This is a genomic window from Psychrobacter sp. H7-1 (genome assembly GCF_904846585.1).
GTDB classification, from domain to species: domain Bacteria; phylum Pseudomonadota; class Gammaproteobacteria; order Pseudomonadales; family Moraxellaceae; genus Psychrobacter; species Psychrobacter raelei.
In genome coordinates, this window is the sequence record NZ_CAJHBH010000018.1 from 41,773 (window position 1) to 51,531 (window position 9,759).

Below are 9,759 nucleotides of genomic sequence, written 5' to 3' on the forward strand. Positions count from 1 at the left end.
TCTGTTAAAAATTACCAATACAGAGTGTAGCGTTACACTTGACGATCACTAAACAACGCCTGCCCCACAGCCTGCCCCCCAAGCCAACATTGTGCCCTACTCAAAATCGACCTTACCACGTAGCGCCTTGGTTCTGCCGCGCTGCACTTTACTGTCGGTACGTTTGCGTTTGGCACTGCGGCTAGGCTTGGTCGGTGTTCGAGTTTTGCTAACCTCAGTACCCTTTTTTATAAAGTCTTTTAAGCGCTCAATAGCATCAAGTTTATTGCGCTCTTGGGTGCGGTGCTGCTGCGCTTTTATAATAAGCACGCCCTCTTTGCTAATGCGGCTGTCTTTGCTATCAAGCAGCCGCTGCTTGACAGCATCACTCAGACTTGAGGCAACAATATCAAAGCGCAGATGAATGGCAGAGGACACCTTATTCACATGTTGGCCACCCACGCCTTGCGCCCGCATTGGGTGAAGCTCGACCTCTTTGTCGGTTAAATGAATATGTTTATTGATAACAATCATAATTTCCTTTTATCTCTTTGTTTTAGTTAGGTTTTGGTGTTGATCACAGCTACCAAAAACAAAGGCCCCTCTATGATAGAAGGGCCTTTTATGAGACTAATATAGACTTGGTAAATTGGGTGTGGTCATTGTCTTGAGTGTCCTAGGTTAATTCACAACCTTTACTTAGACAAAAAGTCCAACCCTTTTCTAAATAAGTCGCTATAAGGCGGCAACATGATGTTTAGCGCATTGAATTTTGATTGCACAAACACCGGCTTCATGTGACTTAGACGCTCAAAACCTGCTTGACCATGATAAGCACCCATGCCTGAATGACCCACACCACCAAAGGGCAGCTCATGCTGAGCCACGTGCATAATCACTTCATTAATGGCCACACCGCCCGATACGGTATAATTACGCACATACTCAATATCTGAATTGTCCTCGCCAAAGATATATAATGCCAAAGGTCTGGGACGGCTATTGATAAACTCTACCGCATCACGCACCCCATTGACATGCACTAGCGGAACAATCGGCGCAAACAGCTCATTTTGCATAACCTCACTGTCAGGGGCTGGATTAAGTACCGCTACCGGCGGCATAAACTGGGTATCTGCATTGGCCGCGATGTCGGTTAACGGGACCAGTTGCTCATGTGGCAATTTCTCAAGATAGCCTTGCACCCGCTTAAACTGACTGGCATTAATAATACGTGTATAGTCAGCATTGTTGGCAATATCTGGATAATGGTTAATCATCCACTCTTTAGCAAGCTTCACAAACTTGCTGTGCAGATTTGAATGAATAAGCACATAATCCGGCGCAATACAGGTTTGGCCAGCATTAAGCGTCTTACCCATCATAATGCGATTAACCACTGTCTCTAAATTGGCATCTTCTAGTACCACAACTGGAGATTTTCCGCCAAGCTCTAAAGTTACTGGGGTTAAATTCGGCGCTGCTGCCGCCATAACCTGCTTACCCACATTGGTCGACCCAGTATAGAGCAGATGATCAAATGGCAAGCCACTAAAAGCCACTGCCAAATCTAACTCACCGACGGCCACAGACACCACATCAGACGGAAAATATTCAGCCACCGCTTCGGCAAAGGTTTCGGCAAATAACGGCGCCGATTCACTCATTTTTATCATAATACGGTTGCCTGCAGTCAGCGCATCAATCATCGGACCGACAGCTAAAAACAGCGGATAATTCCAAGGCACCATAATACCCACCAACCCTAAAGGCTGCGGCTGAAGCTCATTATGGGCAGGGCGGTAAAAGGTAGAAATAGACACGCGTCGGGTCTTCATCCAAGACTTGCCATGTTTTTTGGCATGCGCGATGCCTTGTAAGCTTGGAAAAATTTCTGCAAACTGAGTTTCATCTTGGCTACGATTGCCAAAATCTTGGCTAATCACTTCGGCAAAACGCTTTTTGTTTTCGGTAAGCATCGCCGACAAACTATTTAATAAAGCCTCTCTATCTGACCAGTCGTTAATGGGCTTTTTTCGAGTCAGCTCACGCATATGCTCAAATTGAGCGTTCAATTGCTCAGTGGTCCTAACTATACTTTGACTCATTCAAATATCCTTTTGATGGTTATGAGTAAATTTATGCAGCATAACGATAATCCAAGAGTGAACAACCCGTTATGATCCGGCCAATAACACCAAGCTTTAGCTAAACATAGGTTAACTTAAACTAATGACTAAAAAAGATAGCATAAATAAGAGTCGTATTCTGCTTTAAATCATTCATATAACGTAATAAATTATTAATGTGGCTCACCAGGCAAAATCCGAGCAAAGGCTCTTTGAAGCACATTGGGCTTCGCATTTTTCTGCTTAGCGGCCTTAAAGTCTGGGAAAATGCGATAGCCTAAAGACTGAATACCTAAGTTAAATTTGGGCACTAAAGAATAGGTGGCTGATGCAAAACGGCCCATGTTGCTTGAGATGCTCACCGGCTTTTCGATAATGGCCTTGGCCACCAAGTTTGCCGCCTCTTGCGGGCTTAGCGCGGGCATGTAGTTGTACATCTTGGTCGGCGCAATCATAGGCGTACGCACCAGAGGCATATAAATAGAAGTCAGATGGATTTTTTTGCCTTTTACTTCAGCAGCCACACAGCGGCTGAACGCATCAAGGGCAGCTTTTGATGCCACATAGGCCGAAAAACGAGGCGTATTGGCCAGTACCCCAATCGATGAGATATTAATAATCTGACCCTTTTTGCGCTTCATCATACCTGGGATAAACTCTAACACCAACTTAACGGCACCAAAATAGTTGATGCTCATGGTCCGCTCAAAGTCATGAAAGCGATCGAGTGACTCATTAACAGAGCGGCGGATTGAGCGGCCTGCATTATTGACTAAGATATCTACATGCTTATGCTCTTTTAAAATCTGTTGGGCTGTCTCTACAATGGCGTCCATGTCCGTTAAGTCACAGCTATAAATGCTGGCCTTACCGGCAAAGGCTGTAATTTTAGCCTGTACTGCCTCAAGCTTATCGACAGATCGGGCAATTAAAATCACATGCGCGCCCGCCTCTGCTAGCAAGTAAGCGGTGCTCTCGCCAATACCACTAGAGCCTCCAGTGATTACGATGTTTTTGTTTTTTACAGCTTTACGTAAGGCAGATTTTTTCATTGAACAAAGTCCTTTTAAGGCATCGATTGCATGGAATCGATACAACAAAGTAGAAGAATTAGGAAGACAACAGGTTTACAAATAATACAGAGCAAAGTCAAACAAAGGTCATAACATGAAAGTTTTGGTCGCTCATGCGACACTTAAAAAAAGCAATCAATATAGCAGTGTTCAGCTATGGCGAGCTCGATGACCCCATGATATGCTATAACCTCCAAATAAAACAATAGCTGATTATGATTTCTACTCACAACCAAACCCAAAGCGACGCTATAGGCGACGCCAAAGCGCCAAGCGCTTTTAAATTACGTACCTTAATTGATGCCGATTATGAGCAGACGCACGCTGCTATGCTGAGCCATACTTTAAAGCGTATCGAACAAAAACGCCAAGGCATTATCACCCCCGATGAGCTGTGGATTGTCGAGCATAAGGATGTTTATACCCTCGGTCAAGCCGGCAAAGAAGAGCACATATTACAGCGCGGTGATACACCCATTATCCATACCGATCGTGGTGGCCAAGTCACCTGGCATGGCAAAGGGCAATTGGTCATTTATTGGCTGATTGACTTAAATAATGCCGGCTGGTCGGTGCGAGACTTGGTATCACATGCAGAGCAAAGCATTGAAGATGTGTTAAATACGGTATTAAGCCGTCAGCCAGCCGCTACAGAGTTTTATGCCAAAGCCCGTAAAGATGCGCCCGGTGTTTATATTTATAACAAAGATGAGCTGATGCTCGGTAAGATTGCCTCATTGGGCTTTAAGATTAAGCACGGCTTTAGCTACCACGGCATTGCCCTAAACCTCACTTGTGATCTGGGTGCCTTTAATGCCATTAACCCTTGTGGTTATGCCGGCATGCAAATGCTTAGATTGGCTGATTTTGTGGCGTTAAATAGCATTGACACCTCCCCATATCATGGCTTTGAGGTGCTGCCAGGCGCCGTCACTGAGCTTGAGGTGACCAAGCTGCTACTGACGAATATTATCCAGCGTGATATGGGTGCCATTTCTTTGCGCAGCGCTGCTCCTTAATCCCACGCTACTTTTGAGAGCCTGTTATGAATACAGATTTCCCCGCCCCTAATTTACAAGCATCCCATCTGAGCCTAACGGATGCACCAAAGCTTACCGCCGATCCTAACACCTTGATACTCAATGACTTACTCACCAATGATACGCCGTGGCAGATTCACAATTGCAAAATTATTGACAAAAGCATCAGTCAAGATGAGAAGTTGCCATTTTTATATCATTATGATGCGCTAAGCGATGATATTAAGTCCGCTCACCCCCTAACTGCCGAGCTATTAAAACAGTTTCAAACCCCTATGTTTGCCGCAGACGCGGCCAAACTTATAGGCATCAGTGAAGACTTGGTAAAAACCCCTTGGCAAGTGAAAGTCACCGGCACCTTAGTGATGTTTTGTGATCGGTTGCAAATTGCACTGCGCCTAAAATTCACCAACACGGCTAAAGATCGTGATCCTATTTATACCCAAAATAAGGCCGAGGCCCTACAAGCCTCTATGCAAGATTGGCACTTTTATGGCGATGTGTTTGTACTTAATAAAAGCACTCAGCCTTTGGTAGTCACAGCAGAGGATGAGTGGATGGCGCTTGAGCGCTTAGAGGGCTATCAGGTACTACCGGCTCAATATGCGCTGACAATATTGGCATTACTTGAGGATCAAAAACCACAACTTACCCAATTACAAGAGGCCATTGAGCTCCGCTTGGTCTAATATTTTTTGAGTTAAATCATAATTTTAATTTATACTTAATCAATATTTTTTGCTTTAACCAAATCTGTGTTTATAGGTTACAATACCTATTGAGTAATTCAATACCTAAGATAAAAAGGATGCTATATGCAATACCGCTCTAAGACCTCAACTTCAGGCCGCAATATGGCTGGTGCCCGTGCATTATGGCGTGCCACAGGTATGACTGATGGTGACTTTGATAAGCCAATTATCGCCATTGCCAACTCCTTCACCCAGTTTGTTCCAGGTCACGTCCATCTAAAAGACATGGGCCAACTGGTTGCCCGTGAGATTGAGCGTGTGGGCGGGGTTGCCAAAGAATTTAACACCATCGCGGTTGATGATGGCATTGCCATGGGTCACAGCGGTATGCTGTACTCCTTGCCAAGCCGTGACTTAATCGCAGATTCTGTAGAGTATATGGTCAATGCCCACTGCGCAGATGCGTTAGTATGTATCTCAAACTGCGACAAAATCACCCCAGGTATGTTAATGGCAGCCATGCGCCTAAACATCCCAGTTATCTTTGTCTCGGGTGGCCCTATGGAGGCCGGCAAGGTATTGGCTGAAGATTTAGCGCCCAGTCATAATCTTGATGCCCCCGTCAATGAAGATGGCAAAAAAATCCGTAAGCTAGATCTTGTGGATGCCATGATTGACGCCGCTGATGACAACGTAAGCGATGCTGACGTGTTAGAGATTGAGCGCTCCGCTTGCCCAACGTGCGGCTCATGCTCAGGCATGTTCACCGCCAACTCAATGAACTGCTTAACCGAAGCCTTAGGTCTATCTTTGCCCGGTAACGGTTCATTGCTAGCCACTCATGCCAAGCGTGAAGCCCTTTTCTTAGAAGCCGGTCGCCGTATTGTTGACTTAGCAAAACGCCGCTATGAGCAGGACGATGAGTCGACCCTGCCACGCTCTATTGCTACCAAAGAAGCCTTTGAAAACGCCATGAGCCTTGATATCGCCATGGGCGGCTCAACCAATACCATTTTGCATTTATTGGCCGCTGCGCATGAAGCAGAAGTTGACTTTAAAATGGCCGATATCGATCAGTTAAGTCGCCGCGTGCCTTGCTTATCAAAAGTGGCGCCTGCTACCCAAAAATACCATATGGAAGATGTGCACCGTGCCGGCGGGGTATTGGCAATTTTGGCCGAGCTAAATCGTGCCGGTCTATTGCACACAAACTTGCCAACCGTTCACGCCAAGACCTTGCAAGAAGCGCTTGAGATGTGGGATGTGATGAATACTGATCATCCCAATCATGAAGCGGCACGTGATTTGTATATCGCAGCACCAGGCGGCGTACGTACCACCCAAGCTTTCTCACAAAATAAAGCCTGGTCCAATCTGGATCTAAACCGTGAGTCTGGCTGTATCCGCTCTGCCGAGCATGCTTATTCTAAAGACGGCGGTCTGGCCGTATTGTTCGGCAACATTGCTGAGCGTGGCTGCGTGGTAAAAACTGCTGGCGTTGATGACAGCATCCTAACCTTTACTGGCCGTGCCCGTGTGTTTGAGTCACAAGATGACGCCGTAGAGGCCATCTTGGCGGACAAAGTCGTGGCCGGTGATATTGTCATTATCCGTTATGAAGGCCCGAAAGGTGGACCGGGCATGCAAGAGATGCTCTACCCGACTTCTTACTTAAAATCAAAAGGCTTGGGTAAAGAGTGTGCGCTATTAACCGATGGCCGCTTCTCTGGGGGCACCTCGGGTCTATCAATCGGCCATGCCAGCCCGGAAGCTGCCGAAGGTGGCGCTATTGGTCTAGTAAATGAGGGTGATACCATCCACATCGACATTCCAAATCGCAGCATTAACCTGGAAGTCTCTGACAGTGAGCTTGCCCGCCGCCGTGAAGAGATGGAAGCACGTGGTAGCAAAGCTTGGAAACCTGAAAGTCGCGAGCGCCATGTCAGTCAAGCCCTACGTGCCTACGCCGCCATGACCACCAGCGCGGATACCGGTGCGGTACGTGATGTGAGTCAAGTTGAACGTTAATACGCTGTAAAATGAATAAAAACTCAAAAAAAAGCCAGCCGATGCTGGCTTTTTTTGTACAGTGTTAGGCCACAGCTTATTTTAGGCCAGACGCTAATGGTCTATAGCATCTAATCCCAGCCGCATCCAACGAATGGCCTGCTCTTGATGGTCAGTTAATGCACTCCATAGCGCATCTTCGCTGAGGATAGAGTGCACATTATCTGCACACTCAACAGCGACGTTGTTTTCATAATCTCTTCGCCACTGCTCACTTTGGTAATACGTTTGCAATTCAGACAATAAGGCACTGGCTTCTCGCCATTTCTCCTGAGCTTCATGTATCTGCTGATGCAAATCATGCCAATGCTCATATTTTTTCTGTAGTGCTTGTGCATCATAATTTTCCATCACATTACCCTTTTTTTTAGTATAAAAATCAATAAAACTACGTTGGTTTATGCTTAATGACACTATCGATTCTCATAATCCTTATAGACAATAACACCGGCAGAGGTTATCTTACAATCCTATAAATAAAGAGAAGTTGAGATATTATGAAACTTGCCGAAGCCTTACTTATTCGCAGTGACTTACAAAAAAAACTGGCTCAGCTTAACGCCAGAATTGCCAATAATGTCAAAGTACAAGAGGAAGACACTCCCAATGAAGCACCTGAGGAGTTGCTTGTCGAGGCCAATCAAGTCATAAGCGAGCTTTCCAATTTAATAGAGCGCATTCATCGCACTAATGCCATTGCCACCACGGAACAAGGTCAGTCCATGCTAAGCCTATTGGCACAGCGCGATATGCTGCAGATGCGTCACAAGTTGCTTGTCGAGGCCATAGCAGCCGCCAGTAATGAGGTGGACCGCTATAGCCCGCGCGAAATCAAATGGCGGGTTATGATTTCAGTATCCGCACTTCAAAAACAAGCAGATGACTTAGCAATGAAGCTGCGTAACTTAAATCTAATCATTCAAGCCAGCAATTGGCAAATCGACTTAGTACAAGAGTAACGCATAATAACCGCTATGTTATCCGCTTTATTTGTTACAATACTTTTGAGGCCGACTGGGCGAGTGACAGACCCCTTATCTCCACAGCAGGGGGTTGAAAATATACTGCAGTGGCAGACCATGCGTTGTGGGCAGACGTTTTTTTTACCTCTTATGCCCCGCACTTGTCACTTAGCATAAGTCACTATTTAAAGCTCACTACCCGTCACTGACAGTCGGCTTCTTTCGATAAATATTACCTAAAAACAATGTTTAATGCTGGGCAGATACGCCATTATTAATCTCTGTTACTGACCAATACTAAGCCCTACTATTGACAGTGTTTTTTCTTCTTAACTCAAATTATCGATACTCTGATGCTTGAAAACTACAATCAGTTTCTTCTAGTGTGTGGCATCGCCTTTTTGTTTGGTGCCCTATCCCCTGTTTTTTTAAAACGTCTGCCCTTATCTTTGCCGATGCTACAGGTAAGCTTTGGCTTACTCATGGGTTATTTTTGGTCTGCGCTCCCCTTTTTAAATCCTATCGCCAATGGTGAGGTGGTCGAAAAGGTATGTGAGCTTGTGGTACTGGTGTCCTTAGTTGGTGCCGGTATAAAGATTGATACCCCGCTTAGCTATAAGCATTGGCGGCCCACCTTTCGGCTATTGCTCATCACCATGCCTTTATGTATCGCGGCAATGGCAGCGCTTGGCTATTATATTTTTGGCTTGAGCTTGGCGGCAGCTATCTTACTGGGTGCTATTTTGGCGCCGACAGACCCGGTATTGGCCTCTAGCATTCAAGTAGGCCCGCCTAACTCTGGTAATGAGGACACCCCGCGCTTTACCCTTACCTCTGAGGCAGGACTCAATGATGGTCTGGCCTTTCCTTTTGTCTATCTGGCAATAAAAATTGCGGAGTATTACGGTAAGGCAAATGAGCTGTCCTTGTCTCTTTTAGTCGACTGGCTTAGTGTAGATGTGCTCTGGAAAGTCGGTGCTGGTGTCGCCGTTGGTGTCTTGGTTGGTAAGCTGCTTAGCAAGCTGGTTTTCTCAAAAAGCAATAAAGACACCGTTATGTCGCAAGGCTATGTGGTCATTGCGATGACGTTATTGGCTTATGGTGTGGCAGAATTTGTGCATGCCTACGGCTTTATCTCTGTGTTTATTGCCGCTTTCACCTTCCGTCACAGCGAGCACACTCATGATTACCATACCGCATTACATGACTTCTCTGAACAATCAGAGGGGCTGCTTATGTCCTTGGTATTGGTGGTATTTGGGATGGCGTTGGGTCAAGGTTTAAGCTCAGATGTAAGCTTAAGCTGGCAAGTATATGCCACAAGCCTACTGTTCTTATTCGTGGTAAGACCCGCTGCTGGGTGGATAGGACTGGCGGGGCTTAATTTGCCCAATAAGGAGCGTTTTGTCATCTCAAGCTTAGGCATCCGCGGTATCGGATCTTTTTATTACTTAGCCTATGCTCTAAATCAAGACGTCTTTGCACTCGATGATGCCACAGACTTATGGATTATCTGTAGCATCGTCATTATTGTCTCTATATTTTTGCACGGTATAGTGGCACCCAGACTTATTGATGACGCTAAACCTAGCAGCACTAATAAACCTGCTTAACGGCAAAGGCATCTCGCCAAGCGGCCCACCTCTAGCAGATCTTGTAAAATCGCCAAGTAAATTAAACCTGACTGGTTTTATACCAAACCCAACAATTAAAGTTGCGCCCAAGCACGAGCAGTTAACGACCGAATTCTTTGTGGCTGTTTAAGCAAATTATTCCAAGCCAAGCAAGTGGCATCGACAATAGCCTCATAACTGTCA

9 protein-coding genes are annotated in these 9,759 nt (G+C 45.8%); 5 read left to right on the forward strand and 4 right to left on the reverse strand.

What is annotated here, in order from left to right; genetic code table 11:
- Positions 1-96 precede the first annotated feature (96 nt).
- The 3 genes from arfB to JMX92_RS07140 form a co-directional block, all read right to left on the reverse strand.
- Complete coding sequence (gene arfB / locus JMX92_RS07130; protein ID WP_201544785.1) at positions 97-513, reverse strand: alternative ribosome rescue aminoacyl-tRNA hydrolase ArfB; 417 nt, start codon at positions 511-513, stop codon at positions 97-99.
- Between the two features lie 161 nt (positions 514-674).
- A complete protein-coding gene (locus JMX92_RS07135) occupies positions 675-2,087 on the reverse strand; it encodes a coniferyl aldehyde dehydrogenase (protein WP_155587375.1) in 1,413 nt (470 codons plus the stop codon).
- A gap of 194 nt (positions 2,088-2,281) precedes the next feature.
- Positions 2,282-3,160: an SDR family NAD(P)-dependent oxidoreductase gene (locus JMX92_RS07140; RefSeq protein ID WP_011960620.1), complete on the reverse strand. Its 879-nt coding sequence runs from the start codon at positions 3,158-3,160 to the stop codon at positions 2,282-2,284.
- Positions 3,161-3,396: 236 nt separating this feature from the next.
- Between JMX92_RS07140 and lipB the strand changes: the two genes are divergently transcribed.
- From lipB to ilvD, 3 genes are all read left to right on the forward strand, one after another.
- Positions 3,397-4,200 (forward strand): lipoyl(octanoyl) transferase LipB, encoded by an 804-nt coding sequence (gene lipB / locus JMX92_RS07145; protein WP_413786863.1) that lies wholly within the window; start codon positions 3,397-3,399, stop codon positions 4,198-4,200.
- Between the two features lie 26 nt (positions 4,201-4,226).
- Positions 4,227-4,910, forward strand: coding sequence for a hypothetical protein (locus tag JMX92_RS07150; protein WP_201544787.1), 684 nt, complete (start codon positions 4,227-4,229; stop codon positions 4,908-4,910).
- A gap of 126 nt (positions 4,911-5,036) precedes the next feature.
- Positions 5,037-6,941: a dihydroxy-acid dehydratase gene (ilvD, locus tag JMX92_RS07155; protein ID WP_011960623.1), complete on the forward strand. Its 1,905-nt coding sequence runs from the start codon at positions 5,037-5,039 to the stop codon at positions 6,939-6,941.
- Positions 6,942-7,034: 93 nt separating this feature from the next.
- Here the strand turns inward: ilvD and JMX92_RS07160 are convergent, their stop codons facing one another.
- A complete protein-coding gene (locus JMX92_RS07160) occupies positions 7,035-7,331 on the reverse strand; it encodes a DUF4298 domain-containing protein (RefSeq protein WP_011960624.1) in 297 nt (98 codons plus the stop codon).
- 146 nt (positions 7,332-7,477) lie between these two features.
- On the opposite strand from JMX92_RS07160, the gene JMX92_RS07165 reads away from it, so the two are divergent.
- Together JMX92_RS07165 and JMX92_RS07170 are read left to right on the forward strand one after the other, a co-directional pair.
- On the forward strand, positions 7,478-7,939 hold the full coding sequence (locus tag JMX92_RS07165) for a DIP1984 family protein (RefSeq protein ID WP_201544789.1): 462 nt from the start codon (positions 7,478-7,480) through the stop codon (positions 7,937-7,939).
- A gap of 356 nt (positions 7,940-8,295) precedes the next feature.
- Positions 8,296-9,555 (forward strand): cation:proton antiporter, encoded by a 1,260-nt coding sequence (locus tag JMX92_RS07170; protein ID WP_110816631.1) that lies wholly within the window; start codon positions 8,296-8,298, stop codon positions 9,553-9,555.
- Positions 9,556-9,759: the final 204 nt, after the last annotated feature.

What these genes read in the sequence shown, in the direction of transcription:
- JMX92_RS07160 (WP_011960624.1), bottom strand. Translation starts at nt 7,331, where the DNA reads ATGGAAAATTATGATGCACAAGCACTACAGAAAAAATATGAGCATTGG.
- lipB (WP_413786863.1), top strand. Translation starts at nt 3,397, where the DNA reads ATGATTTCTACTCACAACCAAACCCAAAGCGACGCTATAGGCGACGCC.
- JMX92_RS07170 (WP_110816631.1), top strand. Translation starts at nt 8,296, where the DNA reads ATGCTTGAAAACTACAATCAGTTTCTTCTAGTGTGTGGCATCGCCTTT.
- JMX92_RS07135 (WP_155587375.1), bottom strand. Translation starts at nt 2,087, where the DNA reads ATGAGTCAAAGTATAGTTAGGACCACTGAGCAATTGAACGCTCAATTT.
- JMX92_RS07140 (WP_011960620.1), bottom strand. Translation starts at nt 3,160, where the DNA reads ATGAAAAAATCTGCCTTACGTAAAGCTGTAAAAAACAAAAACATCGTA.
- ilvD (WP_011960623.1), top strand. Translation starts at nt 5,037, where the DNA reads ATGCAATACCGCTCTAAGACCTCAACTTCAGGCCGCAATATGGCTGGT.
- arfB (WP_201544785.1), bottom strand. Translation starts at nt 513, where the DNA reads ATGATTGTTATCAATAAACATATTCATTTAACCGACAAAGAGGTCGAG.
- JMX92_RS07165 (WP_201544789.1), top strand. Translation starts at nt 7,478, where the DNA reads ATGAAACTTGCCGAAGCCTTACTTATTCGCAGTGACTTACAAAAAAAA.
- JMX92_RS07150 (WP_201544787.1), top strand. Translation starts at nt 4,227, where the DNA reads ATGAATACAGATTTCCCCGCCCCTAATTTACAAGCATCCCATCTGAGC.